Here is a 26,378-nt window from a genome sequence, read left to right as displayed (position 1 = left end):
AATGAAAAATTTAATCAAAGGATTAGGCTCTATTGCCCTCCTGTTAGCGGCGGTGGGCGCATCCAGTGCTCATGCCGCAGATACATTACGGATTGGTTTAGCTAGCGACCCGGATATGCTCGATCCAGATACGGCACGAACTTATTACGGTCGGTTTGTATTTGAAGCCATGTGTGATCGGTTAGTCGATGTGGATCAAAACCTAAAGATCGTGCCGCAACTGGCAACGGATTGGAGCTGGAGTGATCACAATACCACGTTGACTTTGCATCTGCGCCATGATGTCACCTTCCATGATGGGGAAAAATTTGACGCCAGTTCGGTGGTCTACAATCTGAAACGCTCGATGACCATGGTGGGATCGCTGCGTAAGAGTGAGTTGCAGGCGGTAGCCGCGGTGAAACAAACCGGCCCATATACCGTGGTGTTTAAACTGAAAACCCCGGATGCTTCGTTGCTTTCAAAATTAGCGGATCGCGCCGGGACTATGCTCGCGCCGCAAGCTACGGAGAAAGGGCATGTGGCCAGTCATCCGGTTTGTTCCGGCCCCTACCAATTTGTCAGCCGTGTGGCTCAAGACAAAATTGTGTTGAAACGTTTTGAAAACTATTGGAACAAGCCAGCCTATCATTTTGATCAGGTGGTCTTTTTACCCATCCCGGATGCTTCGGTGCGGTTATCGAATTTGCGCGCCGGGGATCTGGATGTGATTACGGCGGTTGCCGCCAGTGATATCAAAACCGTGAACGCAGATGCCTCGGTATTTATTGCTAAAAATATTGGGCTAGGGTATCAAGCGCTCAATTTTAATATCAACAATCATAATCCGACCAGCCCACTAGCTAAAAGTGCTTTGGTCCGTCGGGCCTTTGCCGCCGCCATTGATCGGCATGCAATCAATCAGGTGGTTTTCGAAGGTCAGTATACTCCGGCTAACCAACCCTTTTCTCCTGTGAGTCCTTTCCATGTGGATATTCCTGTGGCCGGACGTGATATCGCTAAAGCCAAACAATGGCTGAGTGAAGCAGGGGTTACTTCACCCATCGATGTGAACTTGATGGTTGAGAATACCCCGGTGGCCAAACAAGTGGGACAAATCATCCAAGCGATGGTCGCTGAAGCAGGATTTAATGTGCATTTGCAGATGACGGAATTTGCCACTTTACTGAATCGCCAGCAAAACGGGCAGTTTGAAGTTTCGTTGTCCGGTTGGTCCGGGCGTCCGGATCCGGATGGCGATATTTATGGCTTTGTGGCTTCGAGCGGCAACCTCAATGATGGGAAATATACCAATGCTTCAGTGGATAAATGGTTGGTACAGGCCCGTCAGCATAGTGACATGGCAACCCGCAAAGCACTGTATCAACATGTGGTCGAGCAGATGCAAGCTGATATGCCGATCCAGTATCTCTATTTTGAACCACGCATCTTTGGTTTAAATAAAAAAGTGCAGCACTTTACGGTGTATCCGGATGGTTTGATCCGGCTCGCAGGTGTTTCGTTCGCTCACTAAGATGGGTAGGCAAGGAGAATACGGATGCTAGAGATCATGGGTAAGCGTATTTTGTTGGCGATCCCGACCTTGTTGTTGGTCTCGATGATGGTGTTTTCGCTGCAAAAAATGCTCCCGGGCGATCCGGTTTTAGCGATGGCCGGGGAAGAGCGCGATCCAGCGGTGATTAGCGCATTGCGTGAAAAATATCACCTCAATGACCCGATTCCAACCCAGTATATTCGATGGTTGGAACGGGCCGTTCATGGGGATTTAGGGATCTCACTGCGCACCGATCAACCGGTCTTAGCTATGATCCAGCAAAAGTTGCCCGTTACGGTGGAACTCGCGCTGTTGTCGATGCTTATTGCACTGCTCATCGGGATTTCGATGGGCATTGTAGCGGCGGTTAAAAAAGGGACCTGGCTGGATTACAGCGCTAATTTTGTGGCGCTTTCGGGAATATCGATCCCCAATTTTTGGTTGGGAGTGTTGTTGATCTTGCTATTTTCCGTGAAGCTCAAATGGCTGCCGGCCTCGGGCTTTGTCCCATTTGGGCAGGAACCGCTGGCCAACATTCGCTCACTGATCTTGCCCGCCATTGTATTGGGAACCGGCTTGTCAGCGACGTTGATGCGCCATACCCGGGCCTCGATGTTATCGGTTTTACAATCCGACTATATCCGTACCGCGCAGGCCAAAGGGCTACTGCCGCATCAGGTGATCCTCAAGCATGCGTTTCGCAATGCGCTGATCCCCATTGTGACGCTGACAGCCTTATTGTTTGGGGAATTGCTGGGCGGGGCGGTATTGACCGAGCAAGTTTTTACCATCCCCGGGTTTGGCAAGATGATCGTCGATGCCGTTTTTAACCGGGATTATGCCGTGGTGCAAGGGGTTGTTCTGGTCGTCGCCAGCGGATTTTTACTGCTCAACATGCTGGCGGATGTTTTATACGTGTTGATTAACCCCCGATTGAGGAATGGCTAATGGCAACTGTGGCAAAATCTGTTTTGGACCCGGATGCGTGGCACTGGTGGCAAAGTCGAGGCGTCAAAAAATTTGTCGCCAATCGTAGTGCGATGGTCGGGGCTGTGATTGTGCTGGTGTTTTTGATGCTCGCTATATTAGCGCCATATCTGGCTCCTTACAGCCCCGTGAAAGCCGATTTCATGGCCGTGCGCCATGCTCCGGATGCCGCGCATTGGCTGGGTACCGATGAGTTGGGGCGTGACATTTTATCAAGGTTGATCTGGGGCGCTCGGGCATCGTTACTGGCTGGCTGCGTGTCGGTTTTGATTGCAATGGCTATCGGGGTCCCACTGGGATTGATGGCTGGCTACTGGCGAGGCATTTGGGATGGCATCATCAGTCGCGTGATTGAAGCGTTGTTGTCGTGTCCCTTTTTAGTATTGGCGATTGCGCTTGGGGCCTTTTTAGGGCCGAGCCTGACGAATGCCATGATTGCGATTGGTGTGTCGGTGATGCCGATCTTTGCCCGCATTACTCGAGCACAGGTATTAAATATTCGAAATGAAGAATATATTCAGGGCGCTCGAGCCATTGGGTTGCCGGATCGCTGGATTATGATCCGCTATGTACTTCCGAACGTGTTGTCGCCGATTGTGGTACAAGCCACGCTGGCCATCGCTTCAGCCATTATTACCGAAGCCAGCTTATCGTTTTTGGGATTGGGACAGCAACCCCCATCGCCCTCTTGGGGCGCCATGCTCAATACGGCTAAAAGCTTTTTAGAGCAAGCGTCCTGGATGTCGATTTTCCCCGGCATCGCCATCTTTTTAACGGTTCAGGGATTTAATTTATTAGGCGATGGGTTGCGCGATGCGTTAGATCCGCGCTCTTCGAACTAAAAGGCTATCACTTCAGCGCTGATGATTACGACAACCAAGCGCTATAGTGGCTAAGGAAAATAATAATATGCAAAATCAATTAAATTATGCGTGCGGTTACGCTTCATTTAGAGCGCCTATTATGGGTAAAAATGCCGTTGCCACATCTCAGCCTTTGGCCGCACAAGCCGGGTTAAAAATGCTGGCGCTGGGTGGAACTGCCGCCGACGCTGCGGTCGCAGCCGCCATGACGTTGACGGTCGTTGAGCCCACCGGTAATGGGATTGGCAGTGATGCGTTTGCGATTATCTGGGATGGCCATCAACTCTCTGCGCTTAATGCCAGTGGCCGTTCACCAGCCGCCTGGACACCGGAGTATTTTAAAGAGTATACGCAGATGCCGGAAACCGGCTGGGACTCCGTAACGGTTCCCGGTGCCGTTTCTGGTTGGATAGCCCTACATCAAAAATATGGGAAACTGCCTTTGTCCACGGTGGCCGAACCTGCTATTCGGTATGCGGAACAAGGGTTTGTGGTCACCCCGTTAATTGCGCGGCTATGGGCTAAGGGCGTGCAAAAACACGGCCATCAACCGGGATTTAAAGAAGCGTTTACCATAGATGGGCATGCCCCGAAAGCGGGAGAGCTGTTTAAACATCCTGAGCAGGCGCGAACATTGCGATTGATCGCTGAAACCGCAGGGAACGCTTTCTATCGGGGCGAACTGGCGCAGCAGATGGTTGCTTGCAGTCATGAGCGCGGTGGCGCATTAACTCTGGAGGATTTAGCCAACCATCAGCCCCAGTGGTTAGAGACTCTTTCGGTGCCATTTGTTGGGGGCAGTGTTCATGAATTACCCCCCAATGGTCAGGGAATTGCCACGCTGATTGCGCTGGGAATTTTAAAACAGTTGCACATCGAGCAATATGCTGTGGATTCGGCGATCAGCCATCATCTTTGCATCGAAGCCATGAAGCTGGCGCTGGCAGATTTAGATCAGCACGTAAGCGATCTGGAACATATGCGGGTGAAACCGGAAGCCTTGCTGGATGATGAATATTTGAAAGCGCGTGCGGCGCTGATCGATCCCAACAAGGCAGGTGATTTTACGTACGGAGAGCCGCAGCCGGGGGGAACCGTTTATATCAGCTGCGCTGATGAGCAAGGGATGATGGTGTCGTTTATTCAATCCAACTATATGGGATTTGGTTCTGGCGTGGTGGTTCCCGGTACCGGGATCAGCCTGCAAAACCGAGGCTGTGGTTTTGTTTTAGAACCCGGGCACGTCAATCAGGTCGGACCGAATAAACGACCACTGCATACCATTATTCCGGCTTTTGCATTAGATGCTCAGGGCCAGCCGTTACTGTCGTTTGGGGTGATGGGCGGCCCGATGCAAGCTCAGGGGCATTTGCAGATGGCGCTACGCATTATGGTGCATCGGCAAAATCCGCAGGCCGCCATTGACGCGCCTCGCTGGAAAGTCGTTAAAGGGCGTCACGTGACAGTCGAGCCGACGATGGATCGCAATGTTATTGCCGCCTTACGGGCCATGGGGCACCAGATTGAAATCAGTGATCCTTTTGATAGCTACGATTACGGCGGAGCGCAGGCGATTTATCGTCATCCGGATGGACATTACATTGCTGCGAGTGAATCGCGCAAAGATGGACAGGCGGTGGCTTTTTAGGTTTTGTATACCCGTCCGCGTCAGCGATGGCGCGGATGAATCCTTCTGGATGAACTATGGCGGTGATATCTCTGAGCGCAATACTCGGGGTCAGCCATGGTTATTCTGTTATTTCCATGAGCCTATCTCTTCTACGCGTGTCATGACGGCTCATTGGGCTGCCGTTTTTTGATGGTATGCCTATCCTCATGATGTGGATGACTATTTATGTCTCAAAAAAAGGGCATGATCCGGCAGTTTTGGCGGGCTCTGCTATAACTAAAGAATATTCGTTGGTCATGATTGCTTTGAGGTAGACAACCATGCTCTCATCTTTTTTTCGGTTGAGTTCGATTCGCACACGTTTGTTCTTGTTGTTAGTTGCAACAATTGCCTTGTTGCTGATCCCTTTTATTTTAATTATTCATGATTATCAGAATGATTTAATGGAAGCAAAAAGGGTTAAGACACAACAGCTGGTTGAAACAAGCTACACCATTTTGGAACATTTTTATCAGATGGAACAACAGGGGGGTGAGTCGCGAGAGAGTGCTCAGCAAAAAGCGATTGCCGCCATCAAAACCCTGCGTTATGGCTCAAATGATTATTTTTGGATCAATGATCAGAGCCCCAAAATGATTATGCATCCGATGAAGCCGAAGCTGGATGGACAGGATCTGTCTCAAGTTAAAGATCCGAACGGGAAACTGTTATTTATGGACATGATCCAAGTGACCCGCCAAAGTGGCGGTGGGTTTGTCAACTATATGTGGCCTAAACCTGGGTTAGACCAACCTGTGGAAAAAGTTTCTTACGTCCAACTGTTTCAACCTTGGGGATGGATTATCGGTACCGGGGTTTATGTGGATGACGTACACGCCATTATTAATAAACGCATCACCAGCATGCTGACCTTTGAGATTGGTGCCGTGATCTTATTGATGCTGTGTTCGATCGTGATTGGGCGCAGTATTACCAAACCGTGCCGGGAAACGTTGCTGGCGCTGAGAGATATCTCTGAGGGGGATAGTGATCTGACACAGCGGTTACCTGAAGAAGGCAATGATGAATTCACTCAGATTGCCCGAGCGTTTAACCGGTTCGCCCATCGCATTAGTGAGGCATTACAGTCGATCGCACCGATTTCGCATAGTGTGTCTGAGTCGGCGAGTGGTTTAAGCCAAGTTTCTAAAATGGCAACCACCAAAGCGATGGAACAAAAAGGTTCGGTTGATAGTGTGGCTTCAGCCGTGACCGAACTTCTGTCTTCGAATCAGGAAGTGGCACAAGCGGCGGAAAATGCCGAACATGCGGCGCAGATTGCGCATGAGAAAAGTGAGCAAGGAGGGCAGGTGATCCGTGAAACATCTGAGTATATGAATTCACTGATCCAGGCCTTATCGACCACCGAAGAGAACACCTTGCAATTAGCCAAAGAAACCGAAGAAGTCGGGGCGGTGCTGGAAGTGATTCGAGGCGTGGCTGAACAAACCAACTTGCTGGCATTGAATGCTGCGATTGAAGCAGCCCGGGCCGGTGAGCAGGGACGCGGATTTGCGGTGGTTGCGGATGAGGTTCGGACCTTAGCTACTCGAACTCAGAGCAGTACCGACGAAATTGAAAGTATTATCTCTCATCTTCAGGAACGTTCTAAAGCATTGTCACAGTCGATGCAGGAAACACAAAAACAATCGGAAATCACCCATAAACAGGCCGATATCGCCCATGAGACCTTAGATGAAATTCGCCATCAGGTGCTGGCCATTCTGGAAATTAACCAGCATATTTCCCATGCCAGCAGTCAGCAGACCGAGGCGACCAGTGAAATTAACCAGCATCTGCATAGTATTGCCGATAACAGTGAGCAACGTGTGGTCCAGGCCCAACGGATTTCAGAAACAAGTGCAGAGCTGATGGCGAACAGTCAGAAACTCATGGATAGCTTTAAAGTGTTTAAAGTGATCTAACACAAGCACTCCATCGTGGGTTTAACGAAGAGCTTGCCGTGGTGGCTCAACACGAATCTAAGCCAGCTGCGTTTGCTGGTTCGGGCCCGTTCTTGGGCCCCTAACAGGGGGGATGCTATGACTCATCATGGGCTGGAAATTGAGCCTGCAGAAATGGCAAAAGCAGTAAACCGATGCCAGCAGCGCATAATGAGATAATCGCAAAAAAAGCATTCCAGTGGAATTTATCCAACACCAGCGCTAACGGGTAGCCTGCAATCGAGGCACCGATATAGGCGAATAATCCGACGAACCCAGTCGCGGCTCCGGCTGCATTTTTGTGGGAGCATTCGACGGCTGCCATGCCGATTAACATTTGAGGTCCGCAGACAAAAAAGCCGAGACAGAAAAACAACGTTGCCTGGAAAATCACATCATTTAGGGGCATTACCCATAACGCCGTGACCGACATAAAAATCCCGATGGAATAGATGAGATTCATGGGTCCTCGGTTTCCTTTAAAAACCACATCAGATCCCCAACCGGCGACCAGACAGCCGATAAACCCGCCTAATTCAAATAGGGTCAATGTGGCATTAGCGGTGGTGAGGTCGTAGCCTTTTTGCTCGATTAGATAAAGATTTCCCCAGTCATTGATGGCGACCATGACGATATAAACCAGAATGTAACTGGAGCCAAGTAGCCAGAGGTATTTGTTCTCCAAGACATAATGCAGCAGAATGTCTCGAAAAGAGAGATTGGGTTTATAGTTCTCTTGTTCAAGTTGAATAGGGTCCTGTCGCCATTGACCAATGGTTGGTAATCCTAGTGTGGTGGGTTTATCTCGTAATCGATAGGTGAGAATAAGCCCCACCACAATGGCTATGATTCCCGGCACAATAAACCCGTTGCGCCAGTGATCGTGAGTGGCCACGATGATAACCATTAAATAGATAACGACCGCACCAACATTATGGGTGGTATTCCAGATCGCCCAAAAAAGCCCTCGTTCCGATCGCGCATACCAGGTCGTTAATAACTTGGAACAGGCCGGCCATCCCCATCCCTGAAAGAACGCATTTCCCACCCAAAGCGCGATAAAAATTGGCAACGATTGCGCTAATCCGAAGAAAATATTGATGATGCCAGTCATGATTAAACCGATCCCCATGAAATAACGAGGGTTTGATTGATCGGATAAAATCCCGGAAAAAAACTTGGAGAGCCCATAAGTGATGTAATAGGCGGTGCTCATCAACCCAATATCACTTTTATCTAACCCGAGATCGGCGATCATATCCGGAGCGGCATAGTTAAAGCTTTTACGGGTCAGGTAAAAAGCCACATAGCCAATGTACATATTGACCATGATATGAAATCGCCAATACCGATAACGCTGCGCAATTTCGTGTTGCGGGGAGTGAGCATTATATTCAGGTCCTGATCGGAGAAAACCAAACATGACAACCTCGGGTTAAATGATGGGCAATTGCACACATAACTGAGTGCCGTGGTGGTTGGGATGTTGCTCGATGGGATCACTTCGTAGCGTGAGTTGCCCTCCCAGCGCCTGCACTCTTTCCCGCATACCTTGTAGACCAAAGCCCTCGTTTTGATTGGAACATGGAACAAAGCCTTTGCCATCATCTTGAATGGAAATCTGGATCTGGTGCGGGTCGAGATGAATATGGATGATGATCTGATGTGCCTTGGCATACTTTAAGGCATTGTTCAGGGCTTCTTGAGTAATGCGATAGAGTGTGACTTGGGTGACATCATTCAACTGTGAAAATGGTCGAGTTTGGGGAGCACAATGCCAGTAAACATTGACCTGAATTCCCAGCCGGGCAAATTCCATATCTCGAATCAGTTGCAGAATAGCTTCTTTTAATCCTAAATCATCCAACGTTTTAGGGCGAAGTTGCGCCAGAAGATATTTCGTGGTGTCGTAAACATTCAGTGAGAGTGATTCGATCATGTTGGCACAGGTATAAGCTGGCCCCGATTTTTGCACACGTTGAATAATGTTCGACTGGGTGCGAATCGCAGTAATATTCTGGCCGATTTCATCATGTAACTCGCGGGCAATGCTGCGACGAACGGATTCTTCAGTTTTAATCAATTGACGCGCTAAATTGTGGTTACGCGTTAATTCTGCACGGAGATCCTGATTGAGCTCTCGTTGGCGTTGCACCCCCAAGCCCAGACAAATACCGGTTAATGTTTGGGCCATCAGCGAGAGAAGAAGGTCCGTCGTTTCCAGATTGATCTCGCTGCTTTGTTGGGCATAGCCGCTACTGATGGCAATCAACGCGATACTATTTAACAGCGTCCCCAACAGAGCGCCCTGCCAACCATAACGAAATGCCAGCAAAATAATGGGGATCGCCAGACAAAATGGGGCAAAGCGGCGGAACTCGGCCGGCAATCCGACTTGAATGAGAATATTCAGAATGAACAATAGGCCGTACCACATGATATGGCGGGAACGAAAAGAAATTTTATGATGGATCAAGGCAATACTGATCGCGACCCAGGCCCGCTCAAAAATATAGCTCCAGATTAAATAACAACTCGGAACGAGCATCATGCCTCCGGTCGCGCTGGCCAGCCAGTACTGGCCCAAGGGGAGGGCTTCACCCGCAAGCAGAATCATATTGAGTGTGGCAATGGCGAGAATTAACAAGCCACTTCCGCCTAATTTTTGCCACTGCTTGCCATGATAAAATGGCAGAAAAAGGTAGCTTATCGGGAGGCTGAGCAAACTGAGTAACAGGATCAGCGGCCAGTGAGCGATAGGAAGTATCAGGCCGAGATAAGCGATGATGCTCCATTCAATCAAATACAGGGGCAGCCAATAGGCTTTAGGGCTATGGATGATGATCCCCAGTCGCAGAGCGAACGGAAAGAGCAACATTGCCATCACCGGATCATGGAGAAAATAATAGGCGATAGCCCACAAGCAGAACCAACTACAGGCAAAAATAAATATCGAGCAGAGGGTGATCATCCAGTAATGACGCATATGGATAGAATCGATCACACAAACGAGTCTTCATTAAAATATTTGGCTAACTCGACCGTATTGCTCACGTTCAATTTGCTCATCGCATTGGCACGATGGACATGCACCGTTTTATGGCTGAGCCCTAACTCGGCTGCAATGACTTTGACACTAAGCCCTTGAGCAAGTAGCTCAGCGACCTGTTTTTCACGTTTGGTTAATTGTTGGATCGGGTTGTCGGAGGCTGTAGGCGAGCTGAGTTTTTGGGCCACATCAGGGGTTAAATAGCATCCACCCTGCATACAGGTTCGAATCGCCTGAATCAGCTCATCGGGGCTGCAACGCTTGCTCAAATAACCTCGAGCCCCATATTCCAATGCTTTTTCGACCATCGCCGGAGAGTCGTGAACACTGAGCATGATACAAAGAATGCCGGCCGGGATATTTTTTAAGAGCGATAAGCCACTTTCATCAGGCATGGAAATATCAATGATACACACTTGGGTCTGTGAGCCGGGGAGTCCTCGGCGGGCTTCAGCCGCAGAAGAATATTCCTCGATCACTTCGATGTCCGGCTCCAGATTGATCAACTGAGCGAATCCCGAACGAACAATAATGTGATCATCGATCAACGATACTTTAATCATATGCGTCCTATCTGTGGTCATATCTTCGGTTGGTTTTATGGCGGCTCATGTCATGCCCCTTTATTATATAAATCTACCGACAAGGCCATTGTGAGAAATGGCCTTAATTGCAGATGGCTTATAACCTCATACCACTTATGATGATGCTAAATCTGCGAGTTTAGCGGTCCGTTTGAGACGGCGGATTTTAGTCTCTTCGGCAATGGCGACACAAGCCATAATGGCGCAACAAACAATCGCTGCTGTATTGAGCGCTGTAAACGTCCCGGACCACCCGGTTTGGCCAAAAATCGGCGTGCCATCGGCAATCATCCCTAAGCCTAACTTGGCAAAGCTATCCCCGATTAAATAGGCAAATGTCCCTTTGATCCCATCCGCTACGGCAATTCCCTGTTTAGGAACAAAACCAACCGCCGCAACGCCAATCAGCAACTGTGGGCCAAACACTAAGAAACCTAACGCGAATAATGAGGCTTTATAGGCAAAAATACTATGGGCATGTTGGTAAAAACCGAGAGTCATCACAATCCCGATCAGCGCAATACAAGCGACCATTCCCCGTCGACCATTGGCTAAATCAGATAAAAATCCCCACAAACAGGTGCCAATCAGTGCGCCGGTTTCAAACATGGTAAAACCCGAGATTGCGGTTTCTTTATCGAAGCCGAGAACTTCATAGCCATATACGGTCGACCATTGGTCAATTCCGATCCGGACGACGTACAAAAATACGTTGGCAAAACACAATAACCAAATAATTTTATTGAATAAAACGTATTTCTTGAAAATATCCATTTTCGAGAGTTTGGCGTCACTGACGGCTTGGTCTTCCTCCGAGATCGCCTCTTCGAAAATCTCTTCAGCGGTTCCGAGTCCATAGGACTCAGGGCTGTCATTTCCCATAAAAAAGCCGATAAGCGCAACGATAATGGCAATCGAAGCCGGGAAAATAAACATGCCGATGACATTGCCATCAAATAAATAGTTAGCTCCAAAGAGGGCTACACCGGCCGCGCCTGCACCACCCACGTTGTGTGAGATATTCCATAAACCTAAAAATGTCCCACGGTTTTTCTTACTGGTCCATTTAGTAATGGTTGAATAGGAATTCGATCCCCCGGTGGACTGGAAAAGTCCGCTGAGCGCATACAGCCCCGCCATCATGTAAAAGGCACCGACACTGGGGCCCATTACCAGCCCAAATCCCAGAATACACAAACCGGAAAGGAGTAGGCTCATCGGTAAAATGTTTTTTGAATTCTTGCCATCACACCAATAGTTAATTGCCGTTTTACCAATGCCATAGGTAATGGAAAAACACAGGCCAATGGTCCCCAGTTGCGTCAGGCTCATGCCATAGTCATGAATCAGATCGTTTTGTGCAATATTGAAGTTTTTGCGGATCAGATACATCACCAGGTAGGAAACAAAAACCACCAGGTAGGAACGTATAAATGGCATAACCCACATTTTTCTACGGGTGGCGGGAGGCAGATCCAGCGTGGGTCTACGGACTTGTTGCAGTAATTTTATCATAATGGCCCTCATCGTTTCGTCGATATCAAAACAGCGCATCAGCATGTGCTTGTTACCGGGAGAGTGTATGGAGCGAGCTGGAATTTGGCTTGAGAGCATGACCTAGTTCAACTAGGAATTTTTCCTAGAATGGGCCCTCTTGGTGAAGATCTGTGAGAGCTGTCACTCTCGGTCATTAGCGATTATCTGTCTTGAAAAGACTTAAATGGCAGCGAACAGCAATTATTTACACTTTTATAAATAAATGTGAACCGCTGAAATCCAATCGACTTGACGTGATATGAGTCCCTTGGTGATGGCCGTTATGCCAGTGAAGTCAGCCAATCTCGATCATTTACAGGGAGCCCGATGGCAAATAGCAAATAGCCCAGTGCATTGAATCGGAATGAAGCGTAGTTTGCCGTCTATCGACTCAGGGGCCCGACAGAATTGACAGCAACGTTCACTTCAGCCTTAGTTTTAACCTGTTCGGTGGTGTGGGAGATGTATAAAGTCTCATACTGGAATGACAGTGTTCCATTGGTACGCTGCCATTTTTAAATCGAAAATGTCCATTGTCGTTCTAGTTTGAACTGATACTACTAGCACGTTTCTGCCCCATAATTAGCTACAGGTCGAATTGTATTTCGGGGGATTTGCTAGTTTTGAGATACAAAAAGTAATGGATAGCAGGAAGCAAGTCTTTACCCTCATACCTCAGTAGTTTTAACCAAGTTTCAAATTGCCATAGTTGCTATGATTGCCACTATCCTTGATAAGGCAAGAGGCAAATCAATAATGGCTCCGATTCAAAAAATTGCACGCAGCTTAGAAAAACTGGATTGTAGATTACAATGGGCTTCATCTCATGTCGACTATGCATCCCGAGAGGCAGTAGTAAAAGACAAGCGCATCAAAGGCGCGTTTCGTATGGTTTCAGCTATGGCCATGTTGCTGCCCGCGCCTTATGCCAGCGGTCCTTTCTTCAGAAGCTTTATCAACGGTTTTATGGTAGATAACCCGGATGAAGCATTTAATTTTCTGCGCAGTTTCGGTCCTTCGCAGTTGGTCAATTGGTCTTCAACTGTAGAAAATAGAGTGAATAAATGGGGAAAAAGTGACAATATTGTCGAAAAACTGGCCTATCATTTTTTTCAAAACAGCCTTAACGCACCCGCGACCGTTATGGGAACCGACGGTCTGACCTATCGGGTAGACGGCAATTTCGCGCCCGACTATCAAAAACCTCAACAGGCCACGCTCAGCATTAATTCAAAACTGCCTTTGACGGCTAAATATACTCTGGGTGTAACCGACTCGGGTGACTTCAGTTTCGGTCTCACGGAGCTCAAAAACGGCGATAAAGTTCTTTCTAATAACACCACTCAGACATTCAGCAATGGTACCGACAGCAGCAATTATGCCCTGGATAGCCAATTGGAGTCTTCAATATACGAAACAAGCACAATGTCTATCCAAAATCAAGTAATCGGCCGTTTTATTGACTCTCTGGACGTTGGCAACATCTCCAATCCGTCGGAGTTCAAAAATCAATACATAGCCGCCAAAGCAAAGTCGGAAAGTGAATGCTCTGACAACGAGAAACAACTAATCACCTCAGTGACTCGACTAAACAAATTGGGAGACCAAACGACTAGCTATGAGTATGTTGCCAGCGATTCGCTGCAGATAATGGTCACGCCTTTAGGTGATGACGGAAAAGCGAAGGACAGTTCTTTCGACGAAGAATCCTTTGTCGACGCCCTGGAGTTAGTAATAAGAAACGTATACAAAGTTTACAGGGAAATAGATACTGACGTGAGCACTACTGCCGGGGTTACTATCAAACCCTTCATCCAAGCCAAAATGGTACAAATACAGGCTGTCAAATCGACGGATGAGAATTTGAAGATCCTGGAACGGTTATATAAAGCGGGCACACACAATTTTTATTTATCGGCTTTGGGAAAAACAATCCAAAATACACAATGGAAAAGCGAATATGAAGGACACTTGCAGTACAAGCTCGGCGTGTATCGTGATTTGATCTTCTGCAAGGACGGCAAACTAGCTCCACAACCTTACAACTTCGAGCTTGCGAAAAAGATATCTAAAAACAGCTATAATAATCTGTTGCCAGGTAAATTGAGCGATACCGCCTACCACAAAATGCTTAACACCCTAAAACCAAACGCCAGACAGCTCTACCTTGAATTAATGATCCCAGACGAGAAAAGACGAAAAGACGAAGCTTGCATAGCCATGGAATCTTTTAATAAAGAGTGTAAGTATTTGATGAAAAATGTTGGGGGAACACAATCTTTACAAAAAGCGGATAGGAATCGCCTCAGGAACTTACTGGGTAATTTATTACCCAATGTCTTGAAGTATTTTGATTCGCCTATCTATAAACCTCATGTCGATGCTATTAATAAAATACTTGAACAACCGGAATTACAACAGGTAGAAATCGACATCAAGTCGATGACCATAATCCCTTTAATCTTAAAAAACCTAATGAACTTACAAAACTACGAAACTGTGGTTGATTCAAGTTATTGTGACACGGTCAACCAACTGCTCACGTACAAAGCGTATTGTTACGCATATGGTAAGGAAATCGGCGGCCAACTTGGCTCCCTAATACAAGGAGGCATTCTCGACAACCTGCAACTATCGGACAAAACAGAAAGCTGGGGAGCAGCCGGCAATGCTACAGGAAGATACGCCATATCGACATTACAGGCATTGAAAGTAGTATACAGCTGGCGTAGTCAAAGCAAAGATTTTGCCGCCAGATTGCTGTTTCCGTTGGCGATGTACATCTCCATGCTGGAGATCCGTTTCGGTACCTACAATACTCCTTTGCTATACCGCTCGCCGAACCCCAAACCGACCGCCCCCCTCTCGGAGACAAGTGATGCAATCGCTAGCGAAGGAGATGTTAATGCACTACCAATCAAAGGAAGCATTACACATTCTGATTTAAACACGCACGTCGCACTACAGATAAACCCTTTGCAGCAAAAGCCCAATGCGCAGCAATTCCAGGATCCTAACTCTATGAAACAACCTTGCGAGAAGAGTACGATAGCGGCCGGCAAGTTAAAGGGACAGTCTCCGCTTACCCCAAAACATCAAAGTCAATCCAGCTCGGTGGGAGTAGAAAAACAGAAGCTGAAAATGAGCGATTTGTCTTTAATTAAACCAACTAAACCCAAGTATGACGAGGTTCTTATCGGTATAATTGACAGTTTGCTCAGTTCAGCTTATTTCTATTATCATAATATCGGTTGGGATTATACACTGGCCTCCATTCCCTCAAAGGTGAAGTGTAATGGCGATCACATTCTTTCGTCAGTAGACCAATTTAACGATTGGAAACTTTTTGAGGATCCGCTGCTGATAGGTTACGTATCGCTACTTAAACAACAGAATAATTTCGAACAAACCATCAATCTACACTTCGATTTATTCAAAGTAAAGTTCAATGAACATGATGGTACCCGTTGGTGGGCTCCGGCAAATCTGAGCAAATTCAGCTTAACCGACAGGCTTGTCCAAGCAATGAGTAAAAGAAGAGATTGGCTGCTCAAAAGTTTGCTCGGAATGAAAAATTGGATGCTCAAGATCCCGGACTGGGACACATTAACTCTACCGGACGCCAATGCAAAAGAAGAAAAGTTCATCGACAGCGATACCGCATTAGACCCCAAGACCATGTTGACCAGCTGTGGTTTGTTACACAATTTGAAATTGGATAACAATACAATCAGCTCTCTGCTTAAACCGCTCGATCACCTAGCCTACCTAGGTGAAACTCTGGATATTAAAGTTGCTCACGGTACGCTAGCCGACAACTGCAAAAAACAGTTGCATATCGGCCGCGAAAAAAGCCAGCTGGTTGCAGCTCAGTTGCTGGTCTGGCATTACCTTGAAAACAAGGGAGACGTGGCTACGGCACTTAAAATGATGACGCAATTGTCGATCCTCGACCTCATCGGCAAAGGCGGCAACTCACCGATGCAAAAACTGCGTGAAGAATACGAGAACATCCGCCAGACTACGACGAATCCAATAGAGCGCATCACCAAAGCAGTCAGTGCTTGTGAGGCTTTGACCAAACAGTTTGGCTATCAGTTTAAAGAGAGCGAAGTCTATGAACTGCTGCCACTTCTTTACGATGACACGACCGAACTCAATGTAACTTACGAACTAGACAACAACAGCGATAGCTCGGGCAATTGCTTTTTCGACAGTATTCTGCGTTCGATTAAACACCAGTCTGATGATCTTGAATTGAGCGTAGCGGGGATCGGCTTTAACGAAATAAACATCGATGCTAAATCGAACCAAGAAACGATTCAGGCTTTGCGCTGTGCTTGCTCAAAGAAACTAAAAGACGAGTTGGCACCTGACAACAATATTTCTGTTAAGTCGGCCGTTGACTACAGAGCCTACCAGGCTTTGAATATACAAGACGTCGAAACCTTAAGCGCCAAAGTCTTGGAAGATAAAAAATGGGACTATCCGGAAATGGATTTTATAGTTGATTACATTATGCCGTTGGTTATAGACCGTCCGATCCGCATCATAGTTCAGGGTCAATTTTTACTAGAAACCAGCGCAAAAATAGACTCGGAATCCAATGATCCAAAGCCGGTATATGTGCACTACAATGGTCATAATCACTACACTGCCGTATCCAAAGTCGAGACTATAAATAATTCTGTGTAATTGTCGGGGTTACATATAATCACTCAGTCTGTCTTCGAACATAATCATAAAGCGGTTCAGGGCCTGTCGCCAGTTTCTGATGGGCATTATCCACCTCTTGGACGCTTCCTGGATCGCTAAGAAGATGACCTTTCTTGCCGATTCATCTGTTGGGAACAGCTTCCGTTTTTTGGAATCGCCACTGATTTCCTAGACACCTTTTAGTTAGATTTGGAGTGGTTGAGTAAAATAGACCACCGTTTTAGATGTTTCCCATATATATTTTCATCTGAAATGAGCTAGTTACTATTCAATTCTTAGCTCATTTCTGTCCAAAAGTGAGTTACAACCGGTATGAGACTTTAATACTTTGTTGTAACTCGATTTAGACTTGACCGTATCAATTAGGCTGAAATTTTATTCCTTTCTTACCGATGGGCTGAATGAACTGCATGGAATTCAGGCAATTTCTGTCTGCACGGTTCCAACGTGCTGATTGGGCTGGATATAGCGGCGCAGCGAATAGATATCCCAGGGAATTTGTCGCTCTAGCTGATGGAGCGTTTCCGGAGGCTGAGTCTGACGAAGCCAAGCCAGTTCGGCCTCTAAGCGCAGTAAAGACGGCTTTTGATGGACCATAATATATTCCAGAACGGCCTTATTGAGTTCGGGTCTGGTCTTGAAATAACGAAAGACGGTCGCTGTACAAATATTGGCTTTTTTGGCGATTGAATGATGATTGACTGCGGTTAATCCTTCTTGTTGGGCAATCTGATAGGCAGATTGTAGCAGTCCTTTTTTGCGGGCTGGCGGAAGTAACCTTGTTCGATGTTTTAACCGGTTTTCCATATACGAAACTCCTTCGCTGATCCTCGCAATAGCGGGTGCACGAATGATTTATTATGAATGACTGAATACCTGAGTATCCAGACTGACCTATCGATACGAGTCGGTCTGTGGCATACATAGAGCATGGCTTGTACTTGCTTTGTCTGGGGGAAGTGCCCCCATGTTGACCCTCTTTTTTGACCTTAACCCTTTGCTACCCCTCTCTCTTTTTTATCTCTTCTATTGTTTAAGAGGGCGCTCGAATAGACTTGGGTTATGCTCTTTGGCTCTGAATCTAGTCTAGCTGTTCGCTTTAGTTTAGTTATTATTTTATAAAAATTCTTTTATTATCAGACCGTGATCGCTTGGTGGTACGTGAGCCGAGTGGATGGATATGAGTGGCGACAACGGTGATGATCTCGGTAGCGATCTGAAAGGGGGCTTTCCCGGGTTCGCTATCGATTTACTTTGTTATCAATCTACCTTGTTTATGATCGATCTACCTATCTTGTTATCGAACTTCGTTTGCGTTTCTCTTTACGGATTGACACTCTTTTCATCAGGTCAATGATCTGAAGGCGCGTTTAGTTATTAAATCTGCATCAATCGTTGTCGCCAATGCGATACCCGTTCTAGGCTATCTCCATCCAATCACTCTATTTCACGGCGTACGCCAAGTTGAAATGGCTGATCGCTGTTTTTGTTTTCTTACAATGTTTAATTTAAGAGAAGCTAAATAAAAAATCAACTGATAAAAGACTTTTTAGTGAAATTAATCGGCGGATAAGGACGCCCGGCAAAAATCAGCGTTCCGAGCACTGTATCGGCACTCGATAGGGGACGAATGGGATCCGGCCAGCTTGGATTTTGGGGTTTTAGATAGTGGCGATCATTTTCAACGACTAACTGCCTGAAAATCACATCGTGTTGTCCGGCCAATCGAACAATCACAAAAGAACCATGCTGTGGCGTGATTTTGGGATCAATAAAAATAAGATCATCACTCTGAAATTCTGGTTCCATACTAACGCCCTGAACTTGAAGGACAAAGGTTGATGTACTGCAAGGAACCGGACAACTAAACTTCGGTCGGGAAGGGAGTTCTTCTTGAACTTGATGGATATTGCCAATTTGTTGCCAACTTACCAGTGGGCACTCAAACGATGGGAAAGGCGTGGATACTTCTGTTGCCGGAAGGAGATTAACCGGTGCTTCTTGTCCATAAAGTAGCCACTCGGCAGAACAATCCAGTACCTTGGCTAGTTTGTAGAGGTTACTGCCTTTAGGCGTGGTATCGCCCCGTTCCCATTGGGAAATCGTTACATGACTGACACCAACAGCTTTGGCGAGCTGCTGTTGTGTAAGTTTGGCATTGCTGCGGCAATGCTTGAGTCGATCATATAAGGTTTTCATTTAAGCTATCTTAAATTGACTTTTCTAAAGTTTCTCTAAATAATGAGTTTAAGAAAAGCTAAATGACAAAGGAGTGTGTCAGTGAAAAAAACACAGGTCATTGAATTTTTCAAAACGCCTTCTCAGGTCGCGAAAGTATTGGGGATCCATCCGGCGTCTGTATCGCAGTGGGGTGAGGTGATCCCTGAAAAACAGGCACTGCGGCTGGCATTGTTAACACAGGGGAAACTGCCTTATGACCCTTCGTTTTATCATCTGGAACTTGCGCAAAATAGGCTTGTTAAGCCTCAAAAGACAACACCGGAATAAAGATCGGACAGAGGAGCTATAGCTCGATTTCATGGGGCTAAATGAATTATTGAGCCATAAAATCAATCGATTGTCGTGCCAGTGTATGGATATCATCCAGATTGATAATTTGGCATCCCTGAGCTTTTTAAAGATGGTCGATTGTTAAGTGAACAGCTAAAGGTTATCAACAGGTCTGGTTATTGATCAGCTAATTTTGCTCTCATTCCTTTATTATAAAGGTGATATATCGACAGTGAAAAACAGAAATATCCAGTATAGATTTTGGGCAGGATATATTTTGAATGTGATAAATATCGTCTAGGAATGGATAAATCAGGCTCAGATCCTGTTGGAAAAGGTGAAGTATTACTCGTTCAGATGACATTTCAACACGATGAATAGACTGCGGCATTTTAAATAAACAGCGGTCTGTTGTGAGGCATGATTAGTAAATCAGTGCAAAGAGTAAATTAAATACCAGTGCAGCGATAAAATCGGGCGGTGCAGCTCGCAGCAACAACTGCGAAAATAAACAATGCCGTTTCTGTTCATCCGGACAAGCGCCCAATAACAGGCTCCCTCCTGAAAAAAACGGTGAAATGGAAGTCGCCTGAGTCCCGGTCACAATGCAGATAAACAACACCATGAGATTTATCATCAGATGTTGGGCAATCGCTGGAACCAGAGGGAATAGTACCGGAGTGACCACGCCTAACATACTGGCCAACAAAGACATACAAGCGGCAACGACGCCAAATGCCAATGGTACCCAGAACGTAGGAATCGTCTGACCGAGCCAGAAGCCCAGCAGATTGATCGTCCCGGCTTTAATGGCTACGGTAAATAAACAGGCTGCTACCCCACCTTATAAAGGCAGTATTCATGTGGTTCTTATGAAATTCAGAAGGGTCCGAGGGGCCGAAATCTCTCTCTGAATTTTGATTTATCCTATCAGTAAAGCTGTTGTCACTCCTGATTTATTTGAACTTCTCTGGAAAAGGAAAGAATTTTGTGATGACTGGGTTTATAAAGTGGATGGTCTGACTATCGTACTTAAGAATTAGTTCTTATGGCTTAAAAATGATGCGCTCCATCCAAGTGGATGGTAGGATACGCCTTCATTTTGATAAAAGCATTATTAACTGTGTCTATTTTCGATGCCAAAAAAATAGTTCGTCTAGATGGTGTAACCAGCCAGGATGAACTTGAGCATGTTGAATCCCCGTTTTTTGCCAAAGCCGTGATCCGTGAAGCGTTACAAACTGAGCGCATAGAGAGTGTTTCCGGACTGCGTGAATTGCTCGTCGAGCGATCGGGAACCACGGCAAAACAGGAGTTAATCCGATGGCTGGAAGAAAAAATCGATAATTACTCTATCGCTGTCGTTACGAGTAATCCAATGAACCCGGCAACGCATTTTTTATCCGCATCATCGGATAGACCCCCGCAATTCGGGGCATTTCGAGGAACCGCCCGGTCCAGCGATTCACTGCCTCCCAGCCCCGCGATGCCAGAGAAGCCTTCTGAGAAAAAGCCTCGAACGCCTCCACAAGAAACGCCCTTATTAACGTGGGTCGAATATCGGGACTTTTTAAATCGTCCGGCCGAACAAAGTATTCAATGCTATCTGGGAACCTCAGCGCAAAGTGCTGAGGAATGTGGCCCTTTTGATTACAGCAGAGGGACACTCTATCAAGCACAGTCTCAGATCTCGTCAGGAATGAAAGCTTATGCCCATCATTCGGAAGACCTGTCACAACAATATCAGCATAATCTGGATATTTTAAAAACAGCCACTCAAGCGCTGCTTACTACAATGCGCAAAGATGCTGCGGCGCTTCAGGGTCAATATGATGATGCTCCGTGGTTTAAAAAGCCGTTGGTTGGAGCCGAAATTAGAGCCGATGGAATGCTCAAAGGCTTGGGGGGATTTGTGGCCAGTGTCTGGGATTTAACAAAACAAGTCGCCACATTGGGTGATTATCCACGCAGATTGCTATTGCATCCCATTGATGAAAATCTGGAGATTGCGCGGTCAGTGGAAAATGGCCTTTCGCAAGGGATCGAGGTTCTAAAATGGCTCTGGCATGACAAGCAGGCTTGGCCGGTTTTGACTGATTTTGCGGCTCAGGTGAAAGATATTTTTGATCATTATCCGCTCTATAGCGACCATCAGGGGGCCTACTTTATTGGGGGGATGCTCCCTGGGATCATTTTGGCAATATTGACCGAACAACCTGAAGTGTTGGGGGATGAACTAGCGCCGTTGGTAGATCAAGTGTCAATGGCTGCCAAAAAAATAGCGTATCTGGATGCGGAATTCTCCCGCGAAGCCTCCGAAGTGAAGGTGGTGGAAGGCGGAACAGCCAAGTTGTTAAGTAAAAAGCCTAAACCAGTGGTGGAACTGGCACCACCATTTAAAGTATTGCCCAAGATCACGACAGCAATGGGAGAGTCGGATATTGAGCAAGTGCTTGCTGATGCCGCTGAAAACATCAAAAATTACGGTAGCTCAGCGGTGTTACTGGATGATGAGCAGTTAACGGCGTTGGTTAATCAGGGCCTGTCGGCCAAAGAAGGTGAGTGGATGGTGCGGCTGGTGACTGATTTCTATAAACCGAGCACTGCCGATGCATTTGCTGCTGAAAATGGTTTGGGGCGGATTCTGCCAGAAAAACCGATGACCTGCTGGACCACTAAATTTGAGTACGTGAAAAATGATGATTCCAGAGCCGATTTGCTTCGTCGTAGTTTAGGTATTTCTGATGGGTACTTTCATCCGGATGGAAACCATTATCTGTTTATTTTCAGGCAGCCCAAGCTTCCCAAAACCCGCTTTCTCTTCAGCCCTACGAATGAAAATATGACCAAGTTTATATTAGATAACCCTCTTGATAAATTTCAGGATTATGAGATTTCTGAGGCGATGATCAGAAAGGCTTTTTCTAAGGAATATATAAAAGAATATCGTCAAGGACGGGCAAATTTACCAGAGATTGCTTGGGATAAGGCTAAGTTTTTAAAGGTATATGCTAAAAATCTGTATCCTGATTCGATATTTGATCAATCAACTTTTATTGCTCGTTTCCTTGTTGAAAAAGAATATGGGGTGTTCGATGTATGGGAAGGTAATGGGCTCACCCGATATATCGGTTATAAGAGTGAAATATCAGCAACCGATAGTGTGATCCATCGTCAATATGGAGCCCCAGAGATCTTTATGGTGGATAAAAACCCGAAAACGATCGAGAAGATGGTGGATGGTGCAGATAATTTAATTAAGAAAAAGGTACATTAAGTGAGTAAAAAATATCGGATTACGCCGGAGCAGGATATTTATTTTGATTGTCATGGCGAGATTCCAACCGACCAGCATGAAATCTTTTATGCGGAATATATCGTCTATACCCCAAGAGGTAAACCGCTACCTGCAACTTTGAAAGTGTATCGTAATGTGACTCATATGACCTGGTTTGATCTTGAATTTGATGAACCATCTTTTCCTGATCTAACCTTGCCTTTAGAAACAGCTGATTGGTTATTAAAAACGCGCCCGCGCTTTGGTCTGCCACCCGAGCAGGGTGGACCCAAAGGAATGGGAGTAGCGAGTTTGGTTAAAGGGGAAAGAATTTCGATAGGGGCGGGTCTTAATTGGAGTATTTGTAATGGTAGTCGACCTATCGATAAAGATTTCGATGATTTTTTCCCACAAAGCTACACTCTTCCCCATGATCTGTTTGAGCGGGATGACTTTCAGGCATTTTTAAAGTCAGTGGCAGCCGAGTATCCGATCCAACCGGGGGATGTACAGAGCTTCCCTGGTGATGCTGATTATAACTATGTCAATCCGCCGCTGTGGCAGGCGGGATTGCTGGATCCTTATGCTCTGCCGGAGAACGTAGTGCGTTTGGGGCTTTGGTCGTTTTCAGCGGAAGAGCCATGGCGGTATGTGGCACTCTATCGCCGTGCGGATTATGAGTTTTTTATCCAGACCCTGGATTTGATGACCCAGGAGCGTCAGCAACTGGAATTTCAGGAGGGAGCGCTCTATGGCGTGACCAACTTTTGGTGTGGAACCGTTGAGCGACTCGAATCGAGCCCGACCCAAGACAGAGAGTTTTGTGCGGATTATGAATCGATGCGTTATCGGGTTGTCCCGGGATATGACCCCAATAATCCGATGGTGTGGTTAGAGAATCACTCGCGGCATCGTTATAGCGATGGCCAGAAACCTCAAGCCGTCGGGGTTCCGTATCAGGTCTGGGAGAAGGTGATGGTGATCATCAGTGCGGAGAACGAAGCGCGGATAGCTCGGGATAAAGCGGCCGAAGCAGCGGGATAGACTCAGGGCTTTCATGGCTAAAAAATATTTAATCACGCCGGAGCAAGTGATCAACTTTGATTGTAATGGAGTGATCCCTGCCGATCAACATGAAATTTTTTATGCTAATTACATTATTTATACCCCAAGAGGGGAGCCGATCCCGTCAACGTTAAAAGTGTACCGCAACGCGACCCATATGACCTGGTTTGATCTTGAATCCGATGAACCATCTTTTCCTGAATTAACCTTGCCCTTAGAAACAGCTGATTGGTTGCTCAAAACCCGACCTCGCTTTGGCCTGCCACCAGAGCAAGGGGGGGCGATAGGAATGGGATTTTCCAATTTTGTAAAAGGAGAAGATATTTGGATGGGGGCGGGCCTTAATTGGAGTATTGGTAATGGTAGCCGACCTCTGGTTCATAAATTTGATAGTAAAGTTAAACAAGGTTTTCACATCCCCCATGATCTGTTTGAGCGGGATGACTTTCAGGCGTTTTTAAAGTCAGTAGCAGCCGAGTATCCGATTCAACCCGGAGATGTGCAAATTCCTGCCGATGAAGTGGATTATGACTATGTCAATCCGCCGCTGTGGCAGGCGGGATTGCTGGACCCTTATGCGCTGCCGGAGGACATAGTGCGTTTGGGGCTTTGGTCGTTTTCAGCGGAAGAGCCATGGCGGTATGTGGCACTCTATCGCCGTGCGGATTATGAGTTTTTTATCCAGACCCTGGATTTGATGACCCAGGAGCGCCAGCAGCTGGAATTTCAGGAGGGAGCGCTCTATGGCGTGACCAACTTTTGGTGTGGAACCGTTGAGCGACTCGAATCGAGCCCGACCCAAGACAGAGAGTTTTGTGCCGATTATGAATCGATGCGTTATCGGGTTGTCCCGGGATATGACCCCAATAATCCGATGGTGTGGTTAGAGAATCATTCGCGGCATCGTTATAGCGATGGCCAGAAACCCCAAGCCGTCGGGGTTCCATATCAGGTCTGGGTGAAGGTGATGGTGATCATCAGTGCGGAGAACGAAGCGCGGATAGCCCGGGATAAAGCGGCCGAGGCAGCGGGATAGACTCAGGGCTTTCATGGCTAAATATAATGGCTAAAAAATATCGGATAACGCCGGAGCAAGTGATCGACTTTGATTGTAATGGAGTGATCCCTGACGATCAGCATGAAATTTTTGATGCGGAATATACTTATTTTACCCCCAGAGGGAAGCCGATGCCGTTAGCGTTAAAAGTGTTTCGCAATGCGACTCATATGACTTGGTTTGTATGGGAGCCTGACGGGGTCTGTTTACCTGAATTATCGCTTCCTCTAGAGGCGGCTGATTGGTTGTTAAAAACCCGGCCACGCTTCGGTTTGCCACTCCAGCAGGGGGGAACGGAAAAAATGGGGTTCGCCAATTTAGTTAAAGGAGAAAGGGTCTTAATGGGGGCAGGTCTGAACTGGAGTATTGATAATGGCAGTCGGCCATTAGTCATCAAGTTTAATAGTATTATGAAGCAGGGGTATACCGTTCCCCATGATCTGTTTGAGCGGGATGACTTTCAGGTATTTTTAAAATCGATTGCGGCTGAGTACCCCATCCAACCGGGGGATGTACAGAGCTTCCCTGGTGATGCTGATTATAACTATGTCAATCCGCCGCTGTGGCAGGCGGGATTGCTGGACCCTTATGCGCTGCCGGAGGACGTAGTGCGTTTGGGACTTTGGTCGTTTTCAGCCGAAGAGCCATGGCGGTATGTGGCGCTCTATCGCCGTGCGGATTATGAGTTTTTTATCCAGACCCTGGATTTAATGACCCAGGAGCGCCAGCAGCTGGAATTTCAGGAGGGAGCGCTTTATGGCGTGGCCAACTTTTGGGATGACGTGTTGCCGGAAGTTCCGAAGCAGGCTGAATTTAACCGACGATTTAAAGCGGATTATGAAAGGATGAACTACCGTCTGGTTCCCTCATATGACCCCAATAATCCGATGGTGTGGTTAGAGAATCACTCGCGGCATCGTTATAGCGATGGTCAGAAACCCCAAGCCGTCGGGGTTCCGTATCAGGTCTGGGAGAAGGTTATGGTGATCATCAGTGCGGAGAACGAAGCGCGGATAGCTCGGGATAAAGCGGCCGAAGCAGCGGGATAGACTCAGGGCTTTCATGGCTAAATATAATGGTTAAAAAATATCGGATAACGCCGGAGCAAGTGATCAACTTTGATTGTAATGGAGTGATCCCTGACGATCAGCATGAAATTTTTGATGCGGAATATACTTATTTTACCCCCAGAGGAAAGCCGATGCCGTTAGCGTTAAAAGTGTTTCGCAATGCGACTCATATGACTTGGTTTGTATGGGAGCCTGACGGGGTCTGTTTACCTGAATTATCGCTTCCTCTAGAGGCGGCTGATTGGTTGTTAAAAACCCGGCCACGCTTCGGTTTGCCTCCCGAGCAGGGGGGGGCTAAAGATATGGGGTTCGATAATTTGATAAAAGGCGAAGATATTTGGATGGGAGCGGGCCTTAATTGGAGTATTGGTAATGGCAGTCGGCCATTAGTCATCAAGTTTAATAGTATTATGAAGCAGCGTTATACCGTTCCCCACGACCTGTTTGAGCGGGATGACTTTCAGGCATTTTTAAAGTCAGTGGCAGCCGAGTATCCGATTCAACCCGGAGATGTGCA

Annotated in this window: 19 protein-coding genes and 1 pseudogene; 12 read left to right on the top strand and 8 right to left on the bottom strand. The window is 46.9% G+C overall.

The features are described from left to right. Position 1: 1 nt before the first annotated feature. From ABUE20_RS11310 to ABUE20_RS11290, 5 genes are all read left to right on the top strand, one after another. Positions 2 to 1,513, top strand: a complete 1,512-nt coding sequence (locus ABUE20_RS11310) for an ABC transporter substrate-binding protein (RefSeq protein WP_408620038.1) — start codon at positions 2 to 4, stop codon at positions 1,511 to 1,513. Between the two features lie 24 nt (positions 1,514 to 1,537). Then, positions 1,538 to 2,482 carry an ABC transporter permease gene (locus ABUE20_RS11305; RefSeq protein WP_408620037.1) on the top strand — a complete coding sequence of 315 codons (945 nt, stop codon included), beginning with the start codon at positions 1,538 to 1,540 and terminating at the stop codon, positions 2,480 to 2,482. Continuing rightward, complete coding sequence (locus ABUE20_RS11300) at positions 2,482 to 3,363, top strand: ABC transporter permease (RefSeq protein ID WP_408620036.1); 882 nt, start codon at positions 2,482 to 2,484, stop codon at positions 3,361 to 3,363. The genes ABUE20_RS11305 and ABUE20_RS11300 overlap by 1 nt, the downstream gene beginning before the upstream one ends. Positions 3,364 to 3,430: 67 nt before the next feature. Next, a complete protein-coding gene (locus tag ABUE20_RS11295) occupies positions 3,431 to 5,032 on the top strand; it encodes a gamma-glutamyltransferase family protein (RefSeq protein ID WP_408620035.1) in 1,602 nt (533 codons plus the stop codon). Positions 5,033 to 5,334: 302 nt separating this feature from the next. Beyond that, on the top strand, positions 5,335 to 6,978 hold the full coding sequence (locus tag ABUE20_RS11290; protein ID WP_408620034.1) for a methyl-accepting chemotaxis protein: 1,644 nt from the start codon (positions 5,335 to 5,337) through the stop codon (positions 6,976 to 6,978). 115 nt (positions 6,979 to 7,093) lie between these two features. Here the strand turns inward: ABUE20_RS11290 and uhpC are convergent, their stop codons facing one another. The 4 genes from uhpC to uhpT all read right to left on the bottom strand — a co-directional run bounded on the left by uhpC (position 7,094) and on the right by uhpT (position 12,144). Continuing rightward, complete coding sequence (uhpC, locus tag ABUE20_RS11285) at positions 7,094 to 8,419, bottom strand: MFS transporter family glucose-6-phosphate receptor UhpC (RefSeq protein ID WP_408620033.1); 1,326 nt, start codon at positions 8,417 to 8,419, stop codon at positions 7,094 to 7,096. 12 nt (positions 8,420 to 8,431) lie between these two features. Beyond that, the gene (uhpB, locus tag ABUE20_RS11280; protein ID WP_408620032.1) at positions 8,432 to 10,000 is read right to left on the bottom strand and encodes a signal transduction histidine-protein kinase/phosphatase UhpB; all 1,569 of its coding nucleotides are present in this window, start codon (positions 9,998 to 10,000) and stop codon (positions 8,432 to 8,434) included. Continuing rightward, a complete protein-coding gene (gene uhpA / locus ABUE20_RS11275) occupies positions 9,997 to 10,608 on the bottom strand; it encodes a response regulator transcription factor UhpA (protein ID WP_408620031.1) in 612 nt (203 codons plus the stop codon). Before uhpA ends, uhpB begins: the two co-directional genes overlap by 4 nt. 135 nt (positions 10,609 to 10,743) lie before the next feature. After that, the gene (gene uhpT / locus ABUE20_RS11270) at positions 10,744 to 12,144 is read right to left on the bottom strand and encodes a hexose-6-phosphate:phosphate antiporter UhpT (protein ID WP_408620030.1); all 1,401 of its coding nucleotides are present in this window, start codon (positions 12,142 to 12,144) and stop codon (positions 10,744 to 10,746) included. 777 nt (positions 12,145 to 12,921) lie between these two features. Between uhpT and ABUE20_RS11265 the strand changes: the two genes are divergently transcribed. After that, positions 12,922 to 16,860: an OTU domain-containing protein gene (locus tag ABUE20_RS11265; RefSeq protein ID WP_408620028.1), complete on the top strand. Its 3,939-nt coding sequence runs from the start codon at positions 12,922 to 12,924 to the stop codon at positions 16,858 to 16,860. A 9-nt stretch (positions 16,861 to 16,869) separates the two neighbouring features. On the opposite strand, the pseudogene ABUE20_RS11260 reads toward ABUE20_RS11265, so the two are convergent. The 3 genes and pseudogenes from ABUE20_RS11260 to ABUE20_RS11250 all read right to left on the bottom strand — a co-directional run. Next, positions 16,870 to 17,031, bottom strand: a pseudogene (locus tag ABUE20_RS11260) (IS256 family transposase); the annotation flags it as partial. A gap of 267 nt (positions 17,032 to 17,298) precedes the next feature. After that, positions 17,299 to 17,688, bottom strand: a complete 390-nt coding sequence (locus ABUE20_RS11255; RefSeq protein WP_408620027.1) for a TetR/AcrR family transcriptional regulator — start codon at positions 17,686 to 17,688, stop codon at positions 17,299 to 17,301. Positions 17,689 to 18,411: 723 nt separating this feature from the next. Continuing rightward, positions 18,412 to 19,080, bottom strand: a complete 669-nt coding sequence (locus ABUE20_RS11250) for a S24 family peptidase (RefSeq protein ID WP_408620026.1) — start codon at positions 19,078 to 19,080, stop codon at positions 18,412 to 18,414. 81 nt (positions 19,081 to 19,161) lie between these two features. Between ABUE20_RS11250 and ABUE20_RS11245 the strand changes: the two genes are divergently transcribed. Next, positions 19,162 to 19,389, top strand: coding sequence for a Cro/CI family transcriptional regulator (locus ABUE20_RS11245; RefSeq protein ID WP_408620025.1), 228 nt, complete (start codon positions 19,162 to 19,164; stop codon positions 19,387 to 19,389). A 427-nt stretch (positions 19,390 to 19,816) separates the two neighbouring features. Here the strand turns inward: ABUE20_RS11245 and ABUE20_RS11240 are convergent, their stop codons facing one another. Further along, entirely contained in the window at positions 19,817 to 20,134 is a 318-nt protein-coding gene (locus ABUE20_RS11240; protein ID WP_408620024.1) for a hypothetical protein, read from the bottom strand. A gap of 360 nt (positions 20,135 to 20,494) precedes the next feature. On the opposite strand from ABUE20_RS11240, the gene ABUE20_RS11235 reads away from it, so the two are divergent. From ABUE20_RS11235 to ABUE20_RS11215, 5 genes are all read left to right on the top strand, one after another. Beyond that, positions 20,495 to 22,669 carry a hypothetical protein gene (locus tag ABUE20_RS11235; protein WP_408620022.1) on the top strand — a complete coding sequence of 725 codons (2,175 nt, stop codon included), beginning with the start codon at positions 20,495 to 20,497 and terminating at the stop codon, positions 22,667 to 22,669. Continuing rightward, positions 22,670 to 23,713 (top strand): hypothetical protein, encoded by a 1,044-nt coding sequence (locus tag ABUE20_RS11230; RefSeq protein ID WP_408620021.1) that lies wholly within the window; start codon positions 22,670 to 22,672, stop codon positions 23,711 to 23,713. A gap of 13 nt (positions 23,714 to 23,726) precedes the next feature. Beyond that, on the top strand, positions 23,727 to 24,770 hold the full coding sequence (locus tag ABUE20_RS11225; RefSeq protein WP_408620020.1) for a hypothetical protein: 1,044 nt from the start codon (positions 23,727 to 23,729) through the stop codon (positions 24,768 to 24,770). Between the two features lie 26 nt (positions 24,771 to 24,796). Further along, a complete protein-coding gene (locus ABUE20_RS11220) occupies positions 24,797 to 25,840 on the top strand; it encodes a hypothetical protein (RefSeq protein WP_408620019.1) in 1,044 nt (347 codons plus the stop codon). A gap of 26 nt (positions 25,841 to 25,866) precedes the next feature. Beyond that, positions 25,867 to 26,378: hypothetical protein (locus tag ABUE20_RS11215; protein ID WP_408620018.1), on the top strand; the 512-nt coding region annotated here is incomplete at its 3' end.

The sequence above is a fragment of the Celerinatantimonas marina genome (genome assembly GCF_046054165.1).
GTDB lineage: Bacteria > Pseudomonadota > Gammaproteobacteria > Enterobacterales > Celerinatantimonadaceae > Celerinatantimonas.
Note: the sequence above shows the minus strand (reverse complement) of the source record. Positions and strands in the feature narration are given on the sequence as shown.